Genomic DNA, 25,633 nt, shown 5'->3' with positions numbered 1-25,633 from the left:
TCAGATGTAGTATTTTAAAGATATTGCTGAATCAAATTCATATTGCTCGTGTTCAGTTTATATTGGAAAACAGGACGTCCTATTGTCCCATATGCCATTTCAACATCCACCACTTCGATATCCTCAAGGAATTTCAAGTATTTTCTAATGGAGACTTGAGAGATTTCTGTATGATTGGCTAGGTCTTCGGTTGTGAAAGCCTGCTGGCCAAATGATTGAATGCTTGTCCAGATGAGTTTAAGTGTGCTTTTGGTCAGTCCTTTTGGCAAGAGGACTTTTTCCGCCTCTGCTTTTTTATGAAAAAGCTTCGCATCTAAATCATTTTGCGAAATGCTGTTCATGGATTGATACAGGGCGTGTTTCCGTTTATACTCTGCCAGTGCTGATTGGAATCGTTCGAACTCAAACGGCTTAATTAAATAATCAACTGCCCCGTTTCGCATCGTTTGCTGTACAACATCGACTTCATTTGCAGCCGAAATGACAATGACATCAACGGCATGATTTTGCTGGCGAATTTCTGTTAGTAATGCCAGTCCATTTTGTCCAGGCATATAAATATCGAGCAGTACGAGGTGAATGATTTCTGTTTTTAACACTTCAAGTGCCTGCTGAAACGAGGTGGCAATCCCCTTTAACTCAAAGCCGTCGATTTGGGTCAGGTAGCGTTTGTTCAGCTCCCCAACCATTGGATCATCTTCTACTATTAACACATTAATCATGTGAATCCTCCTTTTGTTTATACGGAATGCGGAGACTAAAGGTCGTTCCTTCTCCTTTTTCACTCGTGACAATCATATGTCCGTTCAATTTCTTGATGCTTTGGTCAACGAAGTAGAGTCCGAACCCTCGGTCTTCTCCTTTAGTTGAAAAGCCTTGATCAAACATGATGTCTTGTTCTTCTTTCGTGAGACCAACACCTGTGTCCGTGATTTCAATGTGAAGCTGCTCATGGACGTATCTGAAGGAGATCGAGATGTTTTTCGTGTCAGTATGTGAAACAGCATCGAGTGCGTTATTTAACAAGTTGCCAATCACGGTAATGAGATCATGCGTCACTGCCGGGTCCTCCGTATTTGGCACTTGTGTGCTGCAAATAACCTCCAAGGCAGCGCCTTGTTCCCTGATATAGCTTTGTTTTCCTAGTAAAAATCCTGCTAAAACAGAGTTTTTCACATGGTTGATGATTTCATTTGTTTCCGTTTGCTGATAGATCGCAATATCTTTGATATAGGTGCCAAGGTCATCGTAGTTTTTGAGCTGAACCAATCCTAAAATGACATGCAGCTTGTTCATAAATTCATGTGACTGGGCACGGAGCGCATTCGCATACATTTTGACCCCGCTAAGCTGCTCAGCCAGATGTTTCACTTCTGTTTTGTCACGGAAGGTGGCGATGGCTCCGACAATTTCACCTTTTACCGTAATTGGCACTTCATTAAAGACGAGTTCCAGTCCATTCATTCTCACGTCACGATCAAGCAGCGGCTTGCGTGTTTCAATGACCTGTTTTAAGCCGCTTGAAGGGAGGAGAGTTTGAACATCTTGTTCTCTAGGATCAACCATAATGCCCATATTATGAAAGAGCCGTTTGGCCTCTGCATTGGCCAGTTTGATTTTACCGTGCTGATCGACGGCCAGAATCCCTTCTTTTGTTGATTCTAGCATGGCACTTCGTTCTTTTAACAATGTGGCGATCTCATCCGGCTCAAGTCCAAACATAATCTTCTTCACTTTTCTTGCCACAATGAGTGCTCCGATGATGCCAGATAGAAGGCTGAGTGATGTGACGAAGTAGAGTGGAAGTAAGCTTTGATGAATAATCAAGTCAATTTCCTTTAACGTAATCCCTACGGCCACAGCCCCAAGCTGCTTTCCATTTTGATCATAAACAGGAACAAAAGCACGCATGGATCTGCCGAGTGTTCCAGAAGCCGTACTAATATGTTCTTTTCCCTGTAATGCTGCTTTTTCATCACCGCCGGCAAACCGCTTTCCAATTTTCTGCGGATTCGGGTGTGTTTTGCGGATACCGTTCATATCCATGACGACAACGAATTCGGTTTTGGTGATTTGCTGAACACTTGTTGTATATTTTCGTAATGCGGAATATGAATGATCTTCTAATGATTGTGCTGTGATCGGTGCCTCTGCGACCATTTTGGCAGTAGAAAGAGCAATGTCACGTTCCTGCTGATGGATGTTCTTGGCTGTTTCCGACCATATCGTAAAGAATGTGATACAAAGGGAGATCAGGACAACGATGCACACAAAGATCGTCAGCCGTGTTTGCAGTCTTAAAGTTTTTTTCACGAGTATACCCCTAACGCACGATTTTTTCGTAACAGTAATACTTTAACGGGAAAATGTAAGTTTGTGAAGGAATGTACGTGCAAAATCATAAATTTGATTTTGCTGTCGGTTTACTTTGAAAGCATCTTGTCAATCCGTTTTAAGTGAGCCATAATAAATGTGAGCTTATGAGAAAGGATCTATTTATGAAAAATACATATTTGACTGGATATTTTCCGCTGATTTCAATTTTACTATTCAGCTCTGCTTTTTCGATTTTCACAGTAGGTGTCACAACTGATTTCTTGACTCAAGCAGGGATTTTAAAAGGAATGCTTGAATTTTTCTCTGAACAGGGCATTCGTCTTGCTCTCTTTGCTGCTTTTGCACTTGTTTATTTTATGATCTTATCTGCCTTAAAACTGATTGCAGATACGGTATTAGAGCTGGCGTTACTCTTTTTCGCTAAGGACCCTGAAGGGGAGAACTTAAAGAAAATTCGGATTGCATCCGTTGTTTATTTATTTGCCAGCTTGCTAGCTTTTCTGTTGACGCAGCAGCTCATTCTGCTAGTCGGACTTTTTGCATTAGCAAGTCTTGTCTATTTTATCTGGGTTGTGGTTCGCATTTATCAATCGCTTTCTATGCTGAATTTGATTGGATTTATGATGTTTATTCTGCTGTTTTGGGCGACGTTTTTGATCGGTATTTTGTACTTATTTATTAAGCTTTATAACAGTGTGATGGCAAGTCTGCCTTCATAAGCAGACAAAGAAAGCATCCTCCAATAATGGAGGATGCTTTCAGCGTTTAGACAAACCCTTGCATTCGTTGTCAGTTCTGCGCGCCGATGCTCACGAATGTTAAATTCGCTCCGCTTCGGTGCTCGTCCTTCCTAGACTGCAAAGGTTTTCAGGTCACGCTGAAAAGAAGAAAAAGAGCTAAAATAAAGATCATTTTAGCTCTTTTTCAACAATCTGAGCATCCTCCAATGATGGAGGATGCTTTTTTTTATGAAAGAAACCGTTTTTGAATATCGGGTGTAGGCATCATACAAGATGTTTTTTGACCAAACCATTTGTAGCGATTTTTTGCTATCAACTGATAAAACCAATCACGGATTGGGCGAGGTATGGCAAGGAGTAAAAAGCTCCATCTGTATATCCCTTTTAAATGCCGCGCGGCTTTTAAGATGCCTGTCGACTTCGTATAAAGGGTCCCTTTTTCAATATAAATGAATGAATTGAACTCATCTAAAGGCAAACCGTTTTCCTTTAAAATACGCTGCCCTGTATCTGATTGTAAGGAAGCGAACATCATCCGTTCATTCGGATCGCGCTTAATCACAAACTGAACAGCGCCGCTGCACACGTTGCAGACACCGTCAAATAAGATTAAATGGGGTGGATGTGTTGAATGCATCGCAATCAAACCTCCTGTTTATCTGGCGTATTGCATCGTATTTTTCCAAATACGTAAGTGCGGGCTTGAATGATAAATCGATTCCACCGTTCCTCTATCTCTTCCAACCCAGACACCCATTGTGTACTGATCTGTCAGTCCCACAAACCAAATATCTTTGTAGTCATTGGATGTCCCTGTTTTACCACCGATGTAAGGGGCGTTGAAATTCGCTTTTTTCCCTGTCCCACTCTTCACAACAGAGGTAAGCAGCTTACGCATCGTTTCATTTGTACGCTGAGAATATACTTGCTTTGGCGACTCTTTCCACTTGTAAAGGGTCTTACCGTTTAAGTCTGTCACTTTTGTGATCGAATGACTTTGTGTGTAGGCTCCTTGGTTGCCAAAGACGGTATATGCATCTGTTATTTCTAGCGGTGAGAAGCCTTTCGTAAATCCGCCAAGTGCAGAAGGAAGACGGTAATCTTCCGCTACAATATGTTCGAATGAGAACTTCTCTAAATAGCTGAAGCCTTTTTTGACACCCACTGTATCCAGCATTCGGATCGCAGGGGTATTGTAAGAATGTTTAAAGGCTGTTTCAAGTGTGACTGTTCCATACGTTTTATGATTATAGTTCTGCGGACAGTATCCGCTGCTGCAAAACTTGCCGGCACTGATGGTGCTTGAAGCCGTTGCACCGGTTTGATCAATATAAGGCGCATAGTCTAAAAGCGGCTTAATCGCAGAACCAGGCTGTCTTTGCGCTTGATAAGCGTAGTTAAAATCAAATTTCTTATAGTTTTTCCCGCCAGCAAGTGCAACAATTTGATGCGTTTCATGATTAATGACGGCTGATCCGCCTTCCACACCTTGGTAAGGCAATTGAGCATTGAGCTGATAGACGGCTCTTTGCTGTAAGGAAGGATCAAGCGCTGTATAAATTTTCACACCATCCTGGAGCAGGGCACTGACCTTTTCAGATAATTCCTTTTGAATCGCCTTTTTCGCTTCAGCTGTTTTGGCTTTCTTCAATCGTTTTGTAAAGCCCTCCTGATCAGACACAAGATCGGTAAACTCTTCATTGGCATATGTCACATAGTCAGGGTATAGGTTTTTCTTTTCACTTAAAGAAAGGCTGATTTTTTCTTTGACGGCTTTTTTGTATTGCTTTTTGGTGATGACGCCATCTTTCTTCAAAATACCAAGCAGTCGTTCTTGGCGTTTCTTTGTGTGCTTGAACTGTTTTAATGGGTCATACAGTGTTGGGTTGTTTGGAATAGCAGAGATAAATGCCATTTGTGCCAGTGTTAAAGAACTAAGCGGCTTATCAAAATAGTAATTAGCCGCTGAACCGACACCGTAAACACCATTACTGAAATAAATCGTATTTAAATAGCTTTCGAGAATTTCATCCTTCGAGAATTTCCGCTCAAGTTCATAGGAATAGAGCAGCTCCGTAAACTTTCGGCTGAACGAACGTTCATGGCTTAAATATAAGTTGCGGGACAGCTGCTGTGTGATCGTACTCGCTCCTTGGCTGATGCCATGGTTTTTGACATTTGCAGCAAGGGCACGAACAACCCCCATAAAGTCAATTCCCTTATGGTCATAAAAGTTGCGGTCCTCTGAACGAAGGAACAGCTCCTTCACAGGTTCAGGAATGTTATCGTATTTCACGAACACTCGGTTCTCATCGTTTGAGACGATCTCGGAGATAAGAGAACCATCCCGGTCATACATATAACTGTTTTGGGAAAAATCTATCTTTTCCAGCTTGATTTTTTGATCAAGCACTTCGTTAACAGGCTTTACACTTGCAGCTTCTTCCTTTGATAGATAAAAAGTCAGAGCAAATAATGGGATGAGGGCAGCAAGTAATAACCAACCAATGATTGCACGAAACATGAGGTCACTCACTTTCTTCAATTTTCTAGCCATATCGTACCATTCTTTTGCGAATACGAGAAGGTTATTTTTAGAAAAGAAAGGGCGTGAAGTCTAGTGAATCAGGCTTTTCCGCAAGAAAAAAGAGTATCTGAAGATGATCAGACACTCCTTTCCTTTGTTTTCGCATGTGAGCGGACCGCCCATAAAAATAACGCGCCAAACAGAAAAATGCCGGCAGTGACATAAAAGACAGCTGGAATCCCGTAATGACTCGCCACAATGCCGCCGATTACCGGACCGACGACATTCCCAAGAAAGCGGAAGCTGACATTGTATCCGAGCACTTCCCCTTGCATAGAAGCAGGTGCTTTAATCCGGATATACGCCGTCGTACACGGAATAATTCCGCCAAGTGCCATCCCGTATAGGAAACGGAAAATGACTAACATGACGTACGAATCCGCCATCGCTTGCGGGATGAATAAAATAGAGGAGAGGATGAGAAGGGCAAGCAGCACCTTGTCATGACCAATTCGATCTCCGAGATCTCCCCATTTTCGCGTAAACAGCAAATTGCCGAGTCCAGTTGCAGAAAAAGCAAGCCCCGCATAAAAAGCGAGATTGACAGGACCATGTAAATCATGAATGTATAAAGCCAAAAGCGGCTGAATGCTAAAGTTCCCTACTTGTGTAATAAACGTTAAAAGCATCGTGACGACAAGCAAAGGCTGTTTGAAAATGTGAAAGAGTACATCCTTCCGTGAGTAAGAAACACGCTTTGCTTCTTTTGACCGGATCGGCTGTTCTTTCACTCCGAAGATAATCACAATAGCTGACACATAAATGACAGCCGCTGTCAGGAAAAACGTATAAATAAATCCAACGCTGTCTGCCATGAATCCACCCATTAATGGACCAAACAATCCTCCGGCAACATTACTCATCTGCATCGTTCCAAGGGTTTTACCGGCAGTTGCCTTTTCGGTCTGTGCAGAAATCAGTGCCATTGAAGTCGAGATAAAGCCTGTGACAAGCCCCATGAAGAGCCTTAGTGCGAATAGCTGATACACGGTGTGCACAAGCCCCATTAATAGAATACTTGTGGCGATGCCAATTCCGTTAATTAATAAAATCTTTTTATAGCCATGCCGGTCGCCAATCCGCCCCCAAATCGGAGAAATCAGGAAGGCCGTTAAAAACGTGACTCCAAAGACATAGCCGCTCCATCTTTGAACAAATTCATTTGAATAGCTGCTATCAAGAGATTCTATGTAAAGTGATAAAAAAGGGACGATCATTGTAATGCTCGCAGATACAAAAAAGTTCACAAACCACATGATGTACAAGTTTTTCTTCCTGTTTGTGATAGAGACCACCTTCTTTATTTATTTCGTGTTCCTTAATAATTATAAAGGAAAATAAACGATCTTTCATCAGATGAATAGGTTGGGCATAGTGAATCTGCATTATTTTCACAAAAATGAAGTGATTTCAAGGTCCGTCTTAATATAATGGTATGAGAATGAAAAGCTGACGAAAAAGTGAGGTGAAACTGGTGGAACAGAAGACGGTGCTTGTGGTCGATTTTGAATTTACGATGCCTGATGGAAAATATCATCCGCAAAATTTTTTTCCTGAAATTATTGAAGCTGGGGTAGTGAAAGCAGCAGATGAAACGATCATAGACACATTCTCTAGCTACGTCAAACCGAAAAAGTTCCCGAAGCTGACGAAGCGCTGTAAATCTTTCCTCGGAATTACGCAGGAGGATGTAGAGAGCGGAATTTCATTTGAGGAATTTATCGAGAAGCTCGTGTCACTTGATGGGGGAGAGAATTGTGAAATTATTACGTGGGGCAACATGGACATGAAGGTATTGAAGCAAAATTGTATGCTCAATCACATTGCCTTTCCTTTTAAGGGGAAGCTGAGGGACCTGGCCTTTGAATATAAAACCTTTTTTGGTGACCGCACACTGACAGGGCTTCGAAAAGCAGCAAAGGAATACGGCAGTGAAGGAGCTGGTAAGCATCATAAAGCACTCGATGATGCCATGACGACTTATCAGCTGTTAACCCTTTTTGAAAAAGACAGAGCCTATGTGGAAAATCCGCAAACAACCAAAATTGGTGAGCTGATCGATTTCTCACATTTTTTTGATTCGGCTGATTAGCGGACGTCTTCTGGAAAATAATCTTTCTCAAGAGAAGATAGGCACGCTCTTGATTTTTCAGCCCATTTGGAATCATCCGCACGGAGTGCTTGTTTCAATTTATCTACAGCTTCTTTCAGTGACTCTTCATAATCAGGGATATCGCCATCATAAGGCTTCACCATATGATGAGGGATATTTGTCTGTTCTCTATAGGCCAAAGCCCGCCTCTCTTGGAAAAAAGGCACGTCTGCTTCTTTCGGATGATGCAGGTCGCCTTGAGTGGGATGTGTCAGAACGGCTTTTACTTGAACGAGATAGGTCGATGGTTTCACTGCTGTCACTTCCCCAACGTATACACCTGTTTTATAAAAACCTTTCACAACTTGTCCAATTTGAATGTCTGTCATGTGAAATTCCTCCATTTCCTTCTCATAGGAAGGTATTTCATTTCTTTTAGCCAATATAGTGAAGTAAACGAGCAAAAGGGGGAATGGCGAGATGTCATTCATCGTACTTTTTCTACTATATTTTCCTGAAGATAAAAGGGAGTACATCCCAGCGGCTATCACCACGGTGATTTTCTTTATTGCTGCGTTTATTTGTTTTCGTCTCATCGTTCGTGCGTCTAAGAAGCAGGAGCAGATAGATGAAAAAAGAACAAAAAAAATGGATTAATCATTTTCTTCTTGTATCTTCAGGAAATTTCACGGTGACGGTTGTTCCAGACTGCAGCGAGCTTTTGAAACGAATCGTTCCATGGTGATTTTCAATAATTGAAAAAGTCACTGTCAGCCCAAGTCCAGTCCCTTTATTTTTCAAGGTGTAATAGGGTTCGCCAAGTTTTTTCATCTGACTTTCTGTCATACCTACACCGTTATCAACGAAATAAAGGCAGATTTTATGATTTTCTTTTGAAGCAAAAAGTTCAATTTTCCCTTCATGTTCAGGAGCTGCTTCAATTGCATTTTTGATTAAATTAATCATGACTTGCTTGATCTTCGTTACGTCACCTTGAATGTATAAGTCAGGTTCAATGGATTGATGAATCGTGACCGATTTAAAATTCGCATAGGATGTCATCAGTGATGCACATTCCTCAAGTAATTTAGAGAGATTAAGAGATTCAATTTGATAATAGTTTTGTTTTGCAATGTCAAGATAGCTCGTGATAATGTCCTGCGCCCGGTCTAACTCGGACAGAACAAGATTTTTATAATCTTTATTGGCAGGTGGCTCTTTTGTATTATCATTCGAAAAGAGCAATTGAATAAAGCCTCTCACAACTGTCAGCGGATTGCGTACTTCATGGGCAACGCTTGCAGCAAGTTCACTTACAATGGTCAGTTTTTCTGACTGGACAAGCTGTGATCTCATTTCCGCATTTTCCTTAACGAATTCAATGGAATAGATACTGAGCACAAGAAAGAATATGTAGTAAAGAGTTGAGAAAAATAACTCAAGGAGCTTTTGCTGCATAATAAAAGCTGGGCTGTATGCCATTAAGCTGACCACAAAAAGTCCAATGTAAATAAAGAATCCTTTGGATAAACCGATAAGCACTCCGTAAAACAGCTTATTTGGCTTCGAATATTGATGCCATTTTCGGTAGAACAGGAATGGGATGAAAAAGTAAATTGGGACAACGATGAGCCCAATCCATAAGAAAGAGCCGTACATCACGAATTTGACTATGATGCTTATCAAGATGGCAACGATCCCCGCCATGTATCCTCCGTATAAAATAGCAAGCACAAGGGGAATGGATTGAAGCCCAGTCTGCAAATCTAAAATCGAACCAACTGGATACATAATACATAGTGCTGAAGAGATGGATGCGAATACTGTGATGAGCAGTTTATTCGTTTTTGGGAAATGAGCAGGGGTCCGGCTTAGCCATAGCGCATGATATAAAAAGATTGGAAATAGAATAAAAGATACATGGAGCAGAAAATCCTTGAACATTTCCATTTAAATGCTCTCCTCGTAAATAATTGTAATTCCTCTCATTATATCATTTCATTTACAAAGTAGATATGATAAAAGGAGGGTTTTTTTCTTTAAAAAGAACACCCGTTAGGATGTTCTCAGATTGTTGACAAAGGGCTAAAATGATCTTGATTTTAGCCCTTTGTCTTCTTTTCAGCGTGATAGAAAACCTTTGAAGTCTAGGAAGGACGAGTACTGGCGCGGAGCGAATTTGACATTCGTGAGCACCAGCACGCAGGACTGACAAAGAATGCGAGGGTTTGTCTACACGCTGAGAACACCCGTTAGGATGTTCTTTCTATCGTATAGGTCTTATTCAGCTGATAGCGTGAACGCTTGGTGGAGACGTTTCAGTCCTTCTCTGACTGTTGCAGCAGGACAGCCGAGATTCATCCGAATAAAGCCGTCTCCTTCGTGTCCGTACACGTGGCCAAGCTCTAGGATCACTTTCCCTTTTTTCAGCAGATTCCGTTTCAATTCCGCTTGACTGAATTGATAATCCCGAATGTCCAGCCACAATAAATAAGAAGCATCTGGTTTCATATAACGCATATTTGGAAGATTTTCGTCGATATAGTCCATCGCCGTCTTCATATTGCCTTCGAGATAAAGAACAAGGGCATCAAGCCACTCATCCCCGTGTCGGTATGCTGCTTCCATCGCTGGAATCGCAAAGGCATTCAGTTTGGACAGTCCGTTTCTTTGCACTTCATTGTTGAAAAGAGTTCTTTTTTCTTTATCTGAAATGATAATAGCAGATGCCTGAAGCCCCGCTAGATTAAAGGTTTTACTCGGCGCAATACACGTTACCGTGATATGTGCAATGTCGTCAGAAAGGCTGGCGAAGGGCACATGCTGCTTCCCGTAAAGCATCAAATCCGAGTGAATCTCATCTGAAACGACTGTGACTCCATGCTTTACACATAGGTCTCCGACTCGCTTTAATTCCTCTTTTGACCATGCTCTTCCGGACGGATTATGCGGATGGCAAAGGAACATGAGCTTTGCTTGTGGTCTGCTCAGTTTTTTCTCTAAATCATCAAAATCCATCATATAGCGGTTGTTTTCTATTTTTAAAGGATTGGTTGAGACTGTACGTCCATTTCGCTCAATCATTTGATAAAAAGGTGTATACACTGGTGACTGTATAACTACTTCGTCGTGCGGTGCTGTAAAGGCTTGAACAGCAAAACTAAGTGCCGTTACGATTCCTGGTGTGAAGGTGACGGCATCTGTCTGGATTGTCCATCCATGTCTTCTTTTGAGCCAGCCAGCGACTGCCTGCTGCGTATCCTGATCCTGAAATGCATAGCCAAATACACCGTGATCTAATCGCTCTTTCAATGCATCAAGGACGACCTGCGGTGCTTTAAAATCCATATCGGCTACCCACATCGGAAGGGCATCTGTTGTCAGGAACAAAGACTCTGCCTGATCCCATTTCACTGATTTTGAACCTTTACGTATGATCTGTTCGTCGAAATTCATGAAACCCACCTCTAGCTGTTTTTCAACCATTCTTGGTTGTGCTAAAATAAACATCACAAAATTTATTATAAGCGGTGATACCGATGAAAGATAGTCAAGCTGTAGAAGAGATGATTCAATTCATTAAGGCATGGGACCCTTTTCATTATGGAGAGGATTTTTATGAAACGGAGCCTGCTGACGTCATCAGTGCATTATATGACGCAGAAGACCCGTTATCTTTAGCAAAAGAGATTCAAGCCATCTACCATCACTCATTTGAACAGCTTCTTCCGATAGAGAGCTGTCAGCATATAGCGAATCAGCTTTTTGTCATACGAGACAGCAGCTCCTGTTCACGCTAAGACAGGCTGAAATGTCCGATTTGATCAGACACAAAGACCGGATTTTCCTCAGGGATGAGGTGCCCGGTTTTTTTTAATGCATGTAAGGTCGAATTTGGCAGATCTTTGTGCAGTCTTTCGCCTATTTGAATGGGAACGATTCGATCTTCCTCGCCCCAAATGAGCAGCACGGGTGTTTCCATTTTCTTTAAAACGTCCGAGGTCAAATCTCCTTCGCGGTGCCGAATCAAACGAAATATCCCCCGAAAGATTTGATCATCTGAAAATGGCTTTAAGTATCCATCGACCATCTCTTGATCAATGATGGAATGATCATGCACAACAGCCGTTAAATTTTTCATAATGCCTTGCTTTAAAAGCTTTCTTTTTAGATACAGATAAAAATAAGGAATATAAGTGCTGTAAACAAGTGATCTTTTTGACTTATTCAAATAGCCTGAACTGCACAATAAAACCGCCTTTTCAAATAGGTCCGGCCTTTCAGTAGCAGCGTATAAGGCGATTTGTCCGCCCATTGAATGGCCCACTAGAATTGCATGCTGAATCTGTAAATAACCAGCTAGCTCTATAATAATTTTTCCCATGTTGCGATAGCTGTAAATAAACGTATTCGACTTCTCGGACTGTCCAAATGGCGGCAGATCAATCGCAATTAAGTTGAAGTCCTGTTTCAGAAGCGGGATGAGCTTTCGATAGCTGAAGGTAGAAGAGAAGAGACCGTGAATTAAGATCAATGTCTTCTTGCCTTCATTTGGATAGTGCTCGTAATAGATATCTAAACCGAATGTACTTTTCATATAAGCTGGCTGCACAATGTCCACATTCTTCACTCCGATACTTGATACTCTCTCTGTTAGGTGACTGTATTGTACCCTAAAAAGTGGATTTTAAGCTATCATTAGAATCTTTTCCCTGCTTAGCATAATGGGAAAAACGTGCTATAATGTTCAGAAGATTTTTTAAAACTAGCTTTTATAATCTGAGGTGTGAAATCAAATGAAACTAACAGAAAAAGAAACTGAAATATTAGAGATTTTAGATGAAAACAGCCGCGCCGATTTAAATACAATTGCAAAAATGGCAGGCGTGACAACAGAAGAAGCCGAAGCCATCATTCAAAAACTTGAAGATCAAAAAGTTATTATTGATTATTCAACCATGATTGACTGGCGAAAAGTGGATGGTCATGAAGGCGTTACAGCAATGATTGATGTAAAAGTGACACCAAAAAGAGGCGTCGGATTTGATGAAATTGCTGAACGGATTTATCGGTTTCAGGAAGTGGAGTCTGTCTATCTCATGTCAGGTGTTTACGATCTTTCCGTTGTGATCCGCGGAAGATCAATGTCTGATATTGCCCGCTTCGTATCTGAAAAATTATCGACACTTGATTCCGTTGTTTCAACAACTACCCACTTTATTTTGAAAAGATATAAACATGATGGGAAAGTGTTTGAAACAGGAGACGATGACAAAAGAATCGTGGTGTCTCCTTAAATGAAAAAGTCTTATTTATCTGAAACGGTACAAAGCATTCAGCCGTCAGGTATTCGGAAATTTTTTGATTTGGCAGCCACAATGGAAGGGGTTATCTCCCTTGGTGTCGGTGAGCCGGATTTCGTGACAGCTTGGAATGTCAGAGAAGCAAGTATTATGTCATTAGAACAGGGACTGACCTCTTATACGGCGAATGCCGGTTTAATTTCTTTGCGAAAAGAACTGAGCCACTATTTATATAAGCGGTTTCACATTGATTACAGTCCAGAAGAAGAACTCATTATTACAGTTGGCGGAAGCCAGGCACTTGATTTGGCCTTTCGTGCGATTTTAAACAGCGGGGATGAAGTAATCATTCCAGAGCCTTGTTTCGTAGCATACGGGGCACTTACGACACTAGCAGGCGGAGTGCCTGTCTATTTAAGTACAACCGCTGAAAAAGATTTCAAAGCAGATTCTGCTGATCTTCGCACAAAGCTGACACCGAAGACAAAAGCCATTTTGCTTTGCTCGCCATCAAATCCGACTGGGTCTGTTTATTCAAAGGAAGAGCTTGAAGATATTGCTCAATTTGCGAAAGAGCATGACCTGCTCATTATTACGGATGAGATTTATGCAGAGCTGACGTACGATGAAGCTTTTACAAGCGTCGCGGCTATTCAAGATATGAAGGAAAGAACGATCTTGATTTCAGGTTTTTCTAAAGGGTTTGCCATGACGGGCTGGCGTTTAGGATATGTGGCGGCACCACCTGTACTGCGGGATGCCATGTTGAAAATACATCAATATTCTATGATGTGCGCACCGGCGATGGCACAATATGCGGCAGAAGAAGCATTAAAAAATGGGCTTGAAGATGTAGAGAAAATGAAGAAAAGCTACAGAAGACGCCGTAATTTGTTTGTCGGCTCCTTAAATGAACTAGGACTGACATGCCATCAGCCAAACGGAGCGTTTTACGCGTTCCCATCGATTAAAAGCACAGGCATGACATCAGAACAATTTGCTGAGGAGCTGCTCCTTAGTGAAAAAGTCGCTGTTGTGCCTGGGAATGTATTCGGACCGAGTGGTGAGGGTCATATCCGCTGTTCATATGCTTCGTCACTTGATCATCTTCAGGAATCACTTTCAAGAATTCAGCGCTTTTTGCAGGCTCGACAAGTGAAGGAAGAACCATCAGCCATCTTAAAATAAAAAAAGGCATCAATCCAAACGGACTCATGCCTCACAAATTAGGGGGGAATACTAGAAAGCATTCTTGTTTTCAGGTATTCCCCCTTTTGTTCTCATCTAAACCCATTTAAAAAATATTTTGCGTAACTGCCCGTTCTGTGATATAGTTTTTAATTGCGTATAAACGAATATTAAAACATTTATTTAGGAGTTGTTATCATGGCGACAAAGTTTGAAGTAGGCAGTGTTTACACTGGTAAAGTAACAGGATTACAAGCGTATGGTGCGTTTGTTGCATTAGATGAAGAAACTCAAGGACTTGTGCATATTTCTGAAGTAACACATGGCTTTGTAAAAGACATCAACGAGCACCTTTCAATTGGTGACGAAGTACAAGTAAAAGTTCTTTCTGTTGATGAAAATGCAGGTAAAATCAGCCTTTCTATCCGTGCGACACAAGAAGCACCTGAAAGAAAAGAAAGCAAACCAAAGAAACAAAGACCACAGCAAGTGAAAGAAGAAGCTGCTGCACCACAAGGTTTCAATACGCTTAAAGATAAACTTGAAGAGTGGATTGAGCAATCAAACCGTAAAGACCTTATCAAGAAATAATAAAAAAGCACCGCTTCAAACGGTGCCTTAGATTGTTGACAAAGGGCTAAAATGATCTTTATTTTAGCCCTTTGTCTTTTTTTTCAGCGTGATAGAAAACCTTTGAAGTCTAGGAATGGCTGCTACTTTTGCGGAGCGAATTTAGAATTCGTGAGCACCAGCGCGCAGACCTGACAAAGAATGCGAGGGTTTGTCTACACGCTGAGGCTGCCTCATGTAGGCAGCCTTTTTTATGTCCTTTTATTTAACGAACTTCTGGGTTCGGCTCGTCACGGCGAACAGCTTCTTCGCTTGGTTTGAACAACAGACCAAGGTTTACAAGACCTGCAATTCCAACAAGACCATAAATAATACGTGATAATGCAGAACCTTGTCCGCCAAAGATCGCTGCTACTAAGTCAAATTGAAAAAAGCCGATTAGTCCCCAGTTAATAGCACCGATAATCGTGAGCACGAGGGCAATACGCTGAATAGCACTCATCGTGATTCCTCCTTTCGCTACAGCATCAATACATTTATATTTTGCAGATTTTTAGCCAAACTATGCGTAAGAAAATGGATGAAAGCAAATTACTTTACTTTTGGAATGAATGAGGCGCATAATGTAGCGCGAGGAGGAGATCATATGGATCGATTTACTTATTGGAACCCAACGAAATTAATTTTTGGAAAGGGAGAAGTATCAGCCCTTTCAGATGAACTCAAACACTACGGAAAAAACGTATTACTTGTATATGGTGGAGGCAGTATTAAACGAAACGGCCTTTATGACCAAGTTGTTAGCATCCTAAAAGAATCAGGAGCTGCAATCACTGAACTTGCTGGTGTAGAGCCTAACCCGCGCTTAACAACAGTAAGAAAAGGGGTAGAGCTTTGCAAAGAAAACAACATTGACTTTATTTTGGCAGTTGGCGGCGGCAGTGTCATTGATGCCACAAAAGCAATCGCAGCTGGTGCGAAGTACGATGGAGATGCTTGGGATATCGTGACACGCAAACACGTCCCAATGGAAGCTATTCCGTTCGGTACTGTGTTAACACTTGCCGCAACAGGCTCTGAAATGAACTCAGGATCAGTTATCACAAACTGGGAAACAAATGAGAAGTATGGCTGGGGAAGTCCAGCAGTTTTCCCGAAATTCTCTATTCTTGATCCAGTTAACACATTCACAGTGCCTAAAAATCATACGATTTATGGTATGGTTGACATGATGTCACATGTGTTCGAACAATATTTCCATCACACAGAAAATACACCTTATCAAGATCGTATGTGTGAAGGACTTCTTCGCACTGTCATTGAAACGGCACCGAAGCTGATCAACGATCTAGAGAACTACGAGCTGCGTGAAACGATTTTATTCACTGGCACAATTGCACTTAATGGCATGCTTTCAATGGGGGCACGTGGTGACTGGGCATCTCATAACATTGAGCATGCAGTATCTGCTGTCTATGATATTCCTCATGCAGGCGGTCTTGCGATCTTGTTCCCGAACTGGATGAAACATGTGATTCAAGAAAACCCAGGCCGTTTTAAACAATTAGCGGTGCGTGTATTCGATGTAGATCCTGCGGGCAAAACAGACGAAGAAGTTGGCTTAGAAGGAATCGACAAGCTGTCAGCTTTCTGGACAAGTCTTGGTGCACCAAGCCGTTTGGCGGATTATGACATCAACGATGAGAAAATTGATTTAATTGCAGACCGTGCAATGGCACGCGGTGAATTTGGTCAATTTAAAAAGCTGAACAAAGAAGATGTTTTAGCCATTTTGAATGCTTCTTTATAATTGAACAACAAAGGGATAGCTGCTTGCGGGCAGTTATCTTTTTTTGAGTTCATCGTGTACATATGTTACAGTAGTCTTTCATGTTTTTGGATATATTCGTTGTAAGGAGATGTTTCAACAGATGGAGAATTTTATTTACTATAATCCAACAAAATTGATGTTTGGAAAAGGACAGCTAGAAGGACTCAAAAGCGAACTCGCTCGTTATGGAAAACGAGTGTTACTTGTATATGGCGGAGGCAGCATTAAGAAAAATGGTCTTTATGACAATGTCATCAGTGCGTTAAATGAAGCAGATGCAGAAGTGTTTGAGCTGTCTGGCGTTGAACCAAACCCGCGCCTCACAACAGTGAAAAAGGGAATCGATATCTGCCAAAAGGAGAACATTGATTTCTTATTAGCCGTTGGCGGCGGAAGTGTGATCGACTGTACAAAAGCAATTGCAGCCGGAGCAGAGTATGACGGTGATGTGTGGGATATTATTTCAAAAAAAACAACCGCTCAAAAAGCACTGCCGTTTGGCACAGTGCTGACACTTGCAGCAACTGGTTCGGAAATGAATCCAGACTCTGTCATCACAAACTGGGAAACGAATGAAAAATATGTGTGGGGCAGCTCTGTCACTCACCCTGCTTTTTCAATTCTAGACCCTGAGCATACGTATTCTGTGCCAGAAAACCAGACGGTGTATGGTATGGTCGATATGATGAGCCACGTTTTTGAGCAATACTTCCATAATGTGAAAAACACGCCTTTACAGGACCGGATGTGTTTTGCTGTTCTTCAAACAGTCATCGAGACAGCACCAAAACTGCTGGAAGACTTACAAAACTATGAGCATCGTGAAACGATTCTATATGCAGGAACGATTGCTTTAAATGGCACGCTGCAAATGGGTTACTTTGGCGACTGGGCGTCCCATACGATTGAGCATGCTGTATCGGCTGTCTATGACATTCCGCATGCAGGCGGGCTTGCTATCCTCTTCCCAAACTGGATGCGCCACACGCTCGATCATAATGTAGAACGTTTTAAAAACCTTATGCTGAACATGTTTGACATCGAAACAGACGGAAAGTCAGATCGTGACATCGCATTAGAAGGGATCGACAAACTGTCAGCGTTCTGGACAAGTCTCGGTGCACCAAGCCGTTTAGCGGATTATGATATTGGTGAAGATCAGCTGGACAAAATTGCCGACATTGCAGCAAAAGAAATGGAATACGGTGGTTTTGGTAACTTTATGAAACTTAACCGTGATGATATTTTATCCATTTTGAAAGCTTCTTTATAATCCAGATTGCCGCTTCTCATCAAGAGAAGCGGCTTTTTGCCATGCCAGTGACGATCACTTGATTTCAAAAGCTAGTTCCGCTAAAGTGAAAGGGACAGAACTAACGTAATGGAGGGCTTACAAGCGATGACACATATTCAATTTGACTACTCGAAAGCGTTACCTTTCTTTCAAGAACATGAGCTTACATATTTAAAAGATTTTGTGAAGGTAGCCCATCATAATATTCATGAACAAACGGGTGCAGGCAGTGACTATTTAGGCTGGGTGGACTTGCCGAAGCAATATGACCGCGAAGAATTTGCCCGCATTAAAAAAAGTGCAGACAAAATTAAATCTGACTCTGACGTCCTGCTCGTTGTCGGAATCGGCGGGTCATATCTAGGGGCACGTGCGGCGATTGAATTTTTGAACCATTCTTTCTATAACACTTTGCCAAAAGGCAAGCGCAAGACACCGCAAATCATTTTTATTGGAAACAACATCAGTTCTTCTTATTTAACAGATGTAATGGATCTATTGGAAGATGCAGATTTCTCCATTAACGTGATTTCAAAATCTGGTACAACAACAGAGCCAGCCATTGCGTTCCGCATCTTTAAAAAGCTCCTCATTGAAAAATACGGTGCTGAAGAAGCGAAAAAACGTATTTATGCGACAACTGACAAGGCACGCGGTGCACTTAAAACATTAGCAACTGAAGAAGGCTACGAATCATTTATCATCCCGGATGATGTTGGTGGACGCTATTCAGTATTAACAGCAGTCGGTCTTTTGCCAATCGCTGTGAGCGGTGCAGATATTGATCAGATGATGGAAGGTGCAGCAAAAGCAAGCGAAGACTTCGCTTCATCGGAGCTTTCTGAAAATGCGGCTTACCAATATGCTGTCGTCCGCAATGTCCTTTACAATAAAGGCAGAACGATTGAAATGCTGATTAACTATGAGCCAGGTCTGCAATATTTCGCAGAATGGTGGAAGCAATTATTCGGTGAAAGTGAAGGGAAAGATGAAAAAGGAATCTATCCTTCATCTGCTAACTTCTCAACAGATCTTCATTCACTTGGCCAATATGTTCAAGAAGGAAGAAGAGACTTGTTTGAAACAATCGTGAGTGTAGACAAGCCTCGACATGAGCTTGTAATTGAAGCAGAAGAACAAGACCTTGATGGCTTGAACTATCTGGCAGGAAAAACGGTTGATTTCGTCAATAAAAAAGCATTTGAAGGAACGATGCTTGCCCATACAGATGGAAAAGTACCGAACCTTATCGTGACAATTCCTGAGATGGATGCTTATACATTCGGATACCTAGTGTACTTCTTTGAGAAAGCATGTGCGATGTCAGGATATTTACTAGGCGTCAATCCATTTGATCAGCCTGGAGTAGAAGCTTATAAAGTGAATATGTTTGCTTTACTAGGAAAACCAGGCTTCGAAGAGAAAAAAGCTGAGCTTGAAAGCCGTTTAAAACAATCATAAGAACAAAAAGCACACCTTTTCATAAAGGTGTGCCCAGCGTGTAGACAAACCCTCGCATTCGTTGTCAGTCCTGCGCGCTGGTGCTCACGAATGTTCAATTCGCTCCAGTGCTCGTTCTTCCTAGACTTCAAAGGTTTTCTATCACGCTGAAAAAAGAAGACACAGGGCTAAAATAAAAATCATTTTAGCCCTGTGTCAACAATCTGAGCACACCTTTTCAAAAAGGTGTGCCTTTTTTGTTTTCTTCAGGTTCCTGTGCAAGCTTTCCAGTGTGCTGTACATAGAATAATGAATAGAGGAGGGTGAAAAATGAGGACGAATCATATATATATTCATGATATTTCTGGTCAGGCGATCGTTAACTTTGGCAATGTCGGACGCATTTGTTCTAAGAGTGCTACGAAGGAAACAGCGGGTTCCGGCAGTGATAACGAGACGAATCAATCATCCAATCAAAGCCTGTTTGATGCCGCGTTTACAAACAATGTACAAATCACGAGGGGGAAATGTATGAATTCTTCTCTTTAACGAACCCTATACAAAAAGGAGGGTTTCGTATGATTCATGTACCATCCAGGCTGCCTGGTGAAAGCTTTTCACTTTACCATTTAGAAGAAACGATGAAGCCGCTCGGTTATGTCATTAATGGCAACTGGGATTATGATCACGGGTATTTTGATTATAAAATTGATAACCGTGATGGCTATACCTTTCTCAGAGTTCCTTTTACAGCCGAGAAAGGCCAGCTCGATCAGCCAGGTGTTGTGGTGAAAATGGGACATCCATTTCTCTTAAAGCATGTCTATCAAGACAAGTTAGATGATCATGCGATGGTTGGAAATGTGGGTGCATCCTTTAACCAATTCCAAGAACCAAAAGAGAAAGATGGGGATGTATCAAAGGCTTATGCTGAGATTGGCTTTTCGCTCGTCAAGGAATTAGAAGACGCACTGCTTTAAAGGCTGATCAATTCATCCTCTGGATGAAGCTCATAGCCAAAGGGAGGATTCATCATGGGTCCTTCTTTTTTTTGTACGCCAACGATAATTACATGATGCTCTAGAAAGTGATGGAGCGCCGTTAAGAATGTTTCTCCAGCCAATGAAGCCGGTACAGGTATGATGGTGACGTGTTTATGCAGCGTCATATGTCGTTTTTTCTTAAACGCCGTAAGCTGTTCCTTTATCAGAAAATGTTCAACCATTAAATGATTGACAGCATCAGAGGTATGAATGACTTGGTTGGCGCCAGCACGCTCGGCATTCTTCACGTAACGATCTGTTAAGATTTCAATTAAACAATATAGAGAAGGGTTTAATCCTTTTGCTGCAAGTAAGGTTAAAACACTCTGCATATCGGCTGTCACTTCATTTTCATGCTGATCTGCGGTAATCATGATTGCATCTGCACCGGTAATGTTGGCTTTACGAAGTGTGACATCTTCGGTCCCATGTCCTTTAATAAAATGAACATTTTCCAAAAGAGGCCCTTCTTTCAAGGAGTCATCAATCAGCACAATCGGCATGGCTGGATCAATCGTTTGAAACGACTGAAGCAGTTTGTTTGTCTTCTCATTCCAGCCGACGATAATGAGGTGTCCATTCCCCTTAAAGGCTACCTTGCCCTCAACATAATGGTGCTGCTTGCTGAACACAGCGGCGGCAAGTGTGGCGAAATAAGCGGTGACAAAGCTGGCTCCGATAAAAATGAGCGCCATACCTGCCACCTGCCCTGGCATGGTTTGCGGCACAAAATCACCGTAGCCAACCGTAGAGACTGTAATGAGTGCCCACCAGATCCCATCAAAGATTGTATGATACTGCTTCGGTTCAAGTAAAACGATTAATTGTCCAAAAAAGAGAAGCAAGAAACAGATGATAATGGCAATTCGAAGATAAAGTGGCCACCTTAGCCAAGCGATAAAGATACGGTTTGATTTCATCGGACTCTTCCTTTCAGGAGACTGCTAATGTCAGTATGCCCGATTGAGGAAACATTTTTTCATCTTCGTCATGTATTGAAATAGAACCCATATCTTAAAATAAGGGAGAAGAAGGAGGGAATTCGAATGTCGTTTGTTCAAAAGACCGTACTTCTTTTTATTGGTGTGCACTTTTTATCATCAGCTGTCATCTTACTCGTGTTTGATTTAAATGCTGTGAATCATTTTATGAATGATTTTTCATGGCTGCACTTTTTTCAAGACCTTTATGGTACAGGGACCTTTTATACAGCTTGCTTAGGTGTGTTCTTCTTTTTCATTGGTGCGGTTATCCCCCTGAAAAAGACCTAGTGCTTTTTGCTGTACATGGTACATAAAAGTCATTAAAATTGTAAATAAATATATAAAATAAAAAGGAAGCTGATGAGCATGCTGTTTTTTTATTTTTTAACGTTTGCCGCATTGGGTTTATCATTTTGGGCACAATTTAAAGTGAAGAATAATTTTGAAAAGTATTCAAAGGTGGAAGCATCCAGTATGAAAACAGGTGCTGAAACCGCTCGATATATTTTAGATCGCAACGGGTTATACGACGTGCCTGTTGAACCGGTAAGAGGAACTTTGACTGATCATTACGACCCGACGCAGCGTGTGGTTCGTTTATCTGAACCTGTGTACTACGGCCACTCCATTTCGGCCATTTCAGTCGCATCACACGAGGTTGGACATGCCTTGCAGCATCAGGAATCCTATGGTGCGCTTGTTTTGAGACATAAGATCTTTCCTGTCGTGAACTTTGCATCTGGTGTTGCTCCGCTTCTTTTCCTTGGTGGAATTTTGCTCAGCAGCCTTAACTTAATCGGGCTTGGGATCATTTTGTTCTCAGCAGCTGTATTCTTTCAGCTTGTGACATTGCCTGTCGAGTTTAATGCAAGTTCTCGTGCAAAAGATATCATTGTTTCAGAAGGAATCATTAGAAGCAGTGAAGAAAGAGGCGTGAACAAGGTGTTAAATGCTGCAGCTCTGACGTACGTAGCAGCGGCCCTTGTCTCCCTGTTTGAATTGCTCCGTTTTGTAATGATCTTCCTAAATGGCCGTAATGATTAATTGATGCCAGAGGAGGTGAGCCCTTACCATTGTTAGGTAAGGGTTTTTTTGTACATTTTAAACGTATTTTTAGTCATATTACTCATTGCTGCGACAGCATTTTTTGTTGTCACTGAATTTGCGATTGTGAAAATTAGAGGCTCTAAAATCAACCAGCTGATCGAAAGCGGGGATAAGAGAGCCATTCATGTTCAAAAGCTGATATCAAATCTTGACGAGTATTTATCCGCCTGCCAACTTGGCATTACCATCACGGCTTTAGGTCTAGGGTGGCTGGGTGAGCCGACGGTGGAGCATTTTCTGCATCCGCTGTTTGAAAAAATCGGGCTTCATTCTGCATTGACTGACATCCTTTCGTTTATCATCGCATTTGTGATCATTACATTTTTACATGTCGTTGTGGGAGAACTCGCGCCTAAAACAATTGCCATTCAAAAGGCAGAGGCGGTCAGCCTTGTGACAGCAAAACCACTCATCTTTTTCTATAAAGTCATGTACCCGTTTATTAAGGCATTAAATGGGGCTGCACGAAGCATCGTGAAATTATTTGGTTATCATTCTGTCAAAGAACATGAAGTGGCGATCAGTGAGGAAGAATTGCGTCTCATTTTATCTGAAAGCTATGAGAAGGGTGAGATTAACCAATCTGAGTACAAATATGTGAATAAAATCTTTGAATTTGATAACCGAGTGGCAAGAGAGATCATGATTCCGCGTACAGAAATTTCAGCTATAGAGATTGAACAGACCTTAGAAGACGTGACCCATTATATGCTGAACGAAAGGTACACACGCTACCCTGTTATTAAAGAAGACAAAGATCATGTGATTGGTGTTATTAACAGCAAAGATGTATTTAAGGCCAGCTTTCTAAATCAAGATGTATCGATTGAAGACTTAATGCGTCCGGTGATCCGAGTGATTGAAAGCACCCCTGTTCAAGAATTGCTCATTTTGATGCAAAAGGAACGGATTCATATGTCAGTGCTCGTAGACGAATACGGAGGTACAGCGGGACTTGTCACAGTGGAGGACATATTAGAGGAAATTGTCGGAGAGATTCGAGATGAATATGATCAGGATGAAACACCTCACATCGTTAAAAAAGGTGATTTTCATTATGTGATGGATGGGAAAGCATTGATTGATGAAGTAAATGATTTATTGGATTTAGCCATTGAGAATGATGATGTTGATACAATTGCTGGCTGGATGATGACGCATAAATTTGATTTTGACATTGGGGATACGATTGAAGCAGAAGGCTGTGAATTTACGATCATTGATGCTGAAGACCACCATATTCGAACCATTGAAGTCAAAAAGGTTCACTTTTCTTAAAAACCTCGCATTGCTTGACGAGGTTTTTTTGCTTGGTAAACTTTAGATAAGAAGATTTGTTTCACATAAAAAGGGTATGGTTTTTATAGAAACGTGAAAAAGGAGCAGCTCATATGAAAAAAATCAATCTACAAACAAACAGACGCGATGATATGATCGACGTCACACATGAGGTTCTCCAATATGTCAGGGAAACAGGCATACAAAACGGAACTGTCATCGTCTATTGTCCACATACGACAGCAGGGATCACCATTAATGAAAATGCGGATCCAGATGTGAAACGAGATATGCTTCGCCGGCTTGATGAAGTTTTTCCGTGGGAACATCCAAAGGATCGCCATATGGAAGGAAATACGGCTGCACATATGAAAGCGAGTTATATGGGGGCGTCTCAGCATGTTCTCATTCATGATGGAGATCTTGTGCTTGGCACGTGGCAGGGAATCTATTTCTGTGAGTTTGACGGGCCGAGGCATCGTCATTTTTATGTACAAGTGTCGTCAAACGAGTAAGAGATGGGGGAAATAAATGGGGGACATCAAAAAGTTACTGCAAATCGAACATGGAATCATCCAAGCACCAATGGCAGGAGGAGCTGTGACACCGCAGCTGGCAGCCGCTGTTTCAAATTACGGAGGGCTTGGCAGCTTGGCAAGTGGATATGTGCAGCCTGACGATTTGAGACAGCAGATTAGACAGGTCAAACAGCTGACATCTCGCCTGTTTCAGGTCAATGTGTTTGTACCAGAGCCAATTCCAGATGTGAAAAAAGAGGATGTGGCGTTTTGGGAGAAGAGACTGCCTGTATGGCCCGAAGCTCATAGGATGCCAAGCGAAGAAGAGCTGTGGGATGATTTTGAACGGAAAATCAACATTCTTCTGGAAGAAGACGTTCCGATCGTTTCCTTTACATTCGCCTGTCCAAATGAACAAACGATTCACCACCTAAAACAAAAGGGAATCTTTTTAATCGGAACGGCGACAACAAAAGAGGAAGCACTGCTTCTAGAGGAAAAAGGAATGGATGCCATTGTGCTGCAAGGAAGTGAAGCAGGGGGACATCGCGGCACATTTTTACGTGCAAAAGGAGACGCCTTGGTGGGGCTGATCAGTCTGATCTCTGACGTCAAACCGCTCTGCCGTGTGCCTTTTATAGCAGCAGGAGGCATCACGGACCGATTAGGTATGAAAGCAGCGCTAGCGCTTGGAGCGGATGCGGTTCAAATCGGCACACGATTTTTAGCCAGCCAGGAAAGTGCTGCGGCAGAGGTATACAAGAAAGCCATTTTACAGGCAGAAGGCAGTGAAACAAGGGTGACAAGGCTTTTTTCTGGGAAAAGAGCGAGAGGTATTGTGAATCAGTGGATGGAGGATGAAAGTCGGCATGAAGATAGGGTTCTTCCTTACCCAGTTCAGCATCTATGCACAACACCGATGCGAAAAGCAGCTGCTGCCGGCGGTAACCCTGATCAAATGGCTCTGTGGGCAGGACAGGGCGTTGGACGTATTCACTCGATTTTAAGCGTTGAAGACATCATGCACGAACTGACGCAGACATAAAATCATGATGGGTGGTGTGACAGGATGGACATCTTAAAACATTCCTACCGAAAAAAAGGCCAGATTGAATTTTGGTTTGATGATTTCCCTCATTCTCCTGCCGTCCTTACGCCCATTCGTCATTACTATTTTGTTCGATACGTGAAATGGAGCCGGCACGACTCGCCGGTCACAAGAAAAGATTTAGAAGAAATGGAGATCCTTGCGAACACGATGCTTGGCACACTCCAAAATTATCGTAAACGCAAGGCATACAGAAGCCCCTTGTCATAACCAA

The 25,633-nt window shown here is 41.9% G+C and carries 29 protein-coding genes; 18 read left to right on the top strand and 11 right to left on the bottom strand.

The annotated features are described in order from the left end of the window. Positions 1–14: 14 nt before the first annotated feature. Both NST65_RS14675 and malK read right to left on the bottom strand, forming a co-directional pair. Positions 15–722 carry a response regulator gene (locus tag NST65_RS14675; RefSeq protein ID WP_111926645.1) on the bottom strand — a complete coding sequence of 236 codons (708 nt, stop codon included), beginning with the start codon at positions 720–722 and terminating at the stop codon, positions 15–17. Further along, a complete protein-coding gene (malK, locus tag NST65_RS14670; RefSeq protein WP_024423306.1) occupies positions 715–2,313 on the bottom strand; it encodes a malate sensor histidine kinase MalK in 1,599 nt (532 codons plus the stop codon). Before malK ends, NST65_RS14675 begins: the two co-directional genes overlap by 8 nt. A 185-nt stretch (positions 2,314–2,498) precedes the next feature. Between malK and NST65_RS14665 the strand changes: the two genes are divergently transcribed. Continuing rightward, the gene (locus NST65_RS14665) at positions 2,499–3,056 is read left to right on the top strand and encodes a YufK family protein (RefSeq protein ID WP_034622124.1); all 558 of its coding nucleotides are present in this window, start codon (positions 2,499–2,501) and stop codon (positions 3,054–3,056) included. A gap of 247 nt (positions 3,057–3,303) precedes the next feature. Here NST65_RS14665 and NST65_RS14660 read toward each other — a convergent pair whose 3' ends face one another. The 3 genes from NST65_RS14660 to NST65_RS14650 all read right to left on the bottom strand — a co-directional run bounded on the left by NST65_RS14660 (position 3,304) and on the right by NST65_RS14650 (position 6,920). Then, complete coding sequence (locus tag NST65_RS14660) at positions 3,304–3,714, bottom strand: thiol-disulfide oxidoreductase DCC family protein (protein ID WP_024423304.1); 411 nt, start codon at positions 3,712–3,714, stop codon at positions 3,304–3,306. 18 nt (positions 3,715–3,732) lie between these two features. Then, complete coding sequence (locus NST65_RS14655) at positions 3,733–5,634, bottom strand: transglycosylase domain-containing protein (protein ID WP_111926643.1); 1,902 nt, start codon at positions 5,632–5,634, stop codon at positions 3,733–3,735. Between the two features lie 107 nt (positions 5,635–5,741). Continuing rightward, positions 5,742–6,920 carry an MFS transporter gene (locus tag NST65_RS14650; protein ID WP_220396324.1) on the bottom strand — a complete coding sequence of 393 codons (1,179 nt, stop codon included), beginning with the start codon at positions 6,918–6,920 and terminating at the stop codon, positions 5,742–5,744. A 218-nt stretch (positions 6,921–7,138) separates the two neighbouring features. On the opposite strand from NST65_RS14650, the gene kapD reads away from it, so the two are divergent. Further along, the gene (gene kapD / locus NST65_RS14645; protein ID WP_025094192.1) at positions 7,139–7,756 is read left to right on the top strand and encodes a 3'-5' exonuclease KapD; all 618 of its coding nucleotides are present in this window, start codon (positions 7,139–7,141) and stop codon (positions 7,754–7,756) included. On the opposite strand, the gene NST65_RS14640 is transcribed toward kapD, so the two are convergent. Further along, the gene (locus NST65_RS14640; protein WP_025094193.1) at positions 7,753–8,145 is read right to left on the bottom strand and encodes a kinase-associated lipoprotein B; all 393 of its coding nucleotides are present in this window, start codon (positions 8,143–8,145) and stop codon (positions 7,753–7,755) included. The two genes, kapD and NST65_RS14640, sit on opposite strands and share 4 nt — an antisense overlap. 91 nt (positions 8,146–8,236) lie before the next feature. Here NST65_RS14640 and NST65_RS14635 point away from each other — a divergent pair, with 91 nt between their 5' ends. After that, the gene (locus NST65_RS14635) at positions 8,237–8,413 is read left to right on the top strand and encodes a hypothetical protein (protein ID WP_171464640.1); all 177 of its coding nucleotides are present in this window, start codon (positions 8,237–8,239) and stop codon (positions 8,411–8,413) included. Here the strand turns inward: NST65_RS14635 and NST65_RS14630 are convergent, their stop codons facing one another. Continuing rightward, positions 8,414–9,706 carry a HAMP domain-containing sensor histidine kinase gene (locus NST65_RS14630; RefSeq protein WP_034622120.1) on the bottom strand — a complete coding sequence of 431 codons (1,293 nt, stop codon included), beginning with the start codon at positions 9,704–9,706 and terminating at the stop codon, positions 8,414–8,416. It lies immediately after the preceding gene. 330 nt (positions 9,707–10,036) lie between these two features. Further along, a complete protein-coding gene (locus tag NST65_RS14625) occupies positions 10,037–11,212 on the bottom strand; it encodes a MalY/PatB family protein (RefSeq protein ID WP_025094195.1) in 1,176 nt (391 codons plus the stop codon). Between the two features lie 83 nt (positions 11,213–11,295). On the opposite strand from NST65_RS14625, the gene NST65_RS14620 reads away from it, so the two are divergent. Beyond that, entirely contained in the window at positions 11,296–11,556 is a 261-nt protein-coding gene (locus NST65_RS14620) for a YugE family protein (RefSeq protein ID WP_024423298.1), read from the top strand. On the opposite strand, the gene NST65_RS14615 is transcribed toward NST65_RS14620, so the two are convergent. Next, positions 11,553–12,377, bottom strand: coding sequence for an alpha/beta hydrolase (locus NST65_RS14615; RefSeq protein WP_024425926.1), 825 nt, complete (start codon positions 12,375–12,377; stop codon positions 11,553–11,555). The genes NST65_RS14620 and NST65_RS14615 overlap by 4 nt on opposite strands. 175 nt (positions 12,378–12,552) lie before the next feature. On the opposite strand from NST65_RS14615, the gene NST65_RS14610 reads away from it, so the two are divergent. From NST65_RS14610 to yugI, 3 genes are all read left to right on the top strand, one after another. Continuing rightward, positions 12,553–13,053, top strand: a complete 501-nt coding sequence (locus NST65_RS14610) for an Lrp/AsnC family transcriptional regulator (RefSeq protein ID WP_003213765.1) — start codon at positions 12,553–12,555, stop codon at positions 13,051–13,053. Continuing rightward, positions 13,054–14,247 carry an aminotransferase gene (locus NST65_RS14605; RefSeq protein WP_041115831.1) on the top strand — a complete coding sequence of 398 codons (1,194 nt, stop codon included), beginning with the start codon at positions 13,054–13,056 and terminating at the stop codon, positions 14,245–14,247. Positions 14,248–14,445: 198 nt separating this feature from the next. Then, positions 14,446–14,838 (top strand): S1 domain-containing post-transcriptional regulator GSP13, encoded by a 393-nt coding sequence (gene yugI / locus NST65_RS14600; protein WP_008345795.1) that lies wholly within the window; start codon positions 14,446–14,448, stop codon positions 14,836–14,838. A gap of 244 nt (positions 14,839–15,082) precedes the next feature. On the opposite strand, the gene NST65_RS14595 is transcribed toward yugI, so the two are convergent. Beyond that, positions 15,083–15,319, bottom strand: coding sequence for a DUF378 domain-containing protein (locus NST65_RS14595; protein ID WP_003212952.1), 237 nt, complete (start codon positions 15,317–15,319; stop codon positions 15,083–15,085). A gap of 144 nt (positions 15,320–15,463) precedes the next feature. Between NST65_RS14595 and NST65_RS14590 the strand changes: the two genes are divergently transcribed. From NST65_RS14590 to NST65_RS14570, 5 genes are all read left to right on the top strand, one after another. Further along, a complete protein-coding gene (locus NST65_RS14590) occupies positions 15,464–16,627 on the top strand; it encodes an iron-containing alcohol dehydrogenase (RefSeq protein ID WP_024423295.1) in 1,164 nt (387 codons plus the stop codon). 121 nt (positions 16,628–16,748) lie between these two features. After that, positions 16,749–17,921, top strand: a complete 1,173-nt coding sequence (locus NST65_RS14585; RefSeq protein ID WP_034282532.1) for an iron-containing alcohol dehydrogenase — start codon at positions 16,749–16,751, stop codon at positions 17,919–17,921. A 126-nt stretch (positions 17,922–18,047) separates the two neighbouring features. Then, positions 18,048–19,403: a glucose-6-phosphate isomerase gene (locus tag NST65_RS14580; RefSeq protein WP_041107612.1), complete on the top strand. Its 1,356-nt coding sequence runs from the start codon at positions 18,048–18,050 to the stop codon at positions 19,401–19,403. 309 nt (positions 19,404–19,712) lie between these two features. Further along, a complete protein-coding gene (locus NST65_RS14575; RefSeq protein WP_046313371.1) occupies positions 19,713–19,931 on the top strand; it encodes a spore germination protein in 219 nt (72 codons plus the stop codon). Positions 19,932–19,960: 29 nt separating this feature from the next. Beyond that, positions 19,961–20,362, top strand: a complete 402-nt coding sequence (locus NST65_RS14570; RefSeq protein ID WP_024423291.1) for a YugN-like family protein — start codon at positions 19,961–19,963, stop codon at positions 20,360–20,362. Here the strand turns inward: NST65_RS14570 and NST65_RS14565 are convergent. After that, positions 20,359–21,345 (bottom strand): potassium channel family protein, encoded by a 987-nt coding sequence (locus tag NST65_RS14565; RefSeq protein WP_034282528.1) that lies wholly within the window; start codon positions 21,343–21,345, stop codon positions 20,359–20,361. The two genes, NST65_RS14570 and NST65_RS14565, sit on opposite strands and share 4 nt — an antisense overlap. Positions 21,346–21,471: 126 nt before the next feature. On the opposite strand from NST65_RS14565, the gene NST65_RS14560 reads away from it, so the two are divergent. From NST65_RS14560 to NST65_RS14535, 6 genes are all read left to right on the top strand, one after another. After that, a complete protein-coding gene (locus tag NST65_RS14560) occupies positions 21,472–21,696 on the top strand; it encodes a hypothetical protein (protein WP_024423289.1) in 225 nt (74 codons plus the stop codon). A gap of 81 nt (positions 21,697–21,777) precedes the next feature. Next, on the top strand, positions 21,778–22,452 hold the full coding sequence (locus NST65_RS14555) for a zinc metallopeptidase (RefSeq protein ID WP_024423288.1): 675 nt from the start codon (positions 21,778–21,780) through the stop codon (positions 22,450–22,452). Between the two features lie 48 nt (positions 22,453–22,500). Continuing rightward, the gene (locus NST65_RS14550; RefSeq protein WP_024423287.1) at positions 22,501–23,793 is read left to right on the top strand and encodes a hemolysin family protein; all 1,293 of its coding nucleotides are present in this window, start codon (positions 22,501–22,503) and stop codon (positions 23,791–23,793) included. A gap of 113 nt (positions 23,794–23,906) precedes the next feature. After that, positions 23,907–24,308, top strand: coding sequence for a secondary thiamine-phosphate synthase enzyme YjbQ (locus NST65_RS14545; protein WP_065215236.1), 402 nt, complete (start codon positions 23,907–23,909; stop codon positions 24,306–24,308). 16 nt (positions 24,309–24,324) lie between these two features. Continuing rightward, positions 24,325–25,356 carry a nitronate monooxygenase gene (locus NST65_RS14540; RefSeq protein WP_065215237.1) on the top strand — a complete coding sequence of 344 codons (1,032 nt, stop codon included), beginning with the start codon at positions 24,325–24,327 and terminating at the stop codon, positions 25,354–25,356. 24 nt (positions 25,357–25,380) lie between these two features. Further along, positions 25,381–25,629, top strand: a complete 249-nt coding sequence (locus tag NST65_RS14535) for a hypothetical protein (RefSeq protein ID WP_065215238.1) — start codon at positions 25,381–25,383, stop codon at positions 25,627–25,629. The last annotated feature ends 4 nt before the right edge of the window (positions 25,630–25,633 follow it).

Origin of the sequence: Bacillus sp. FSL P4-0248, assembly GCF_038593305.1 — a bacterium.
Classification (GTDB): domain Bacteria; phylum Bacillota; class Bacilli; order Bacillales; family Bacillaceae; genus Bacillus; species Bacillus safensis.
This window is presented reverse-complemented; position numbering and strand designations above follow the sequence as displayed.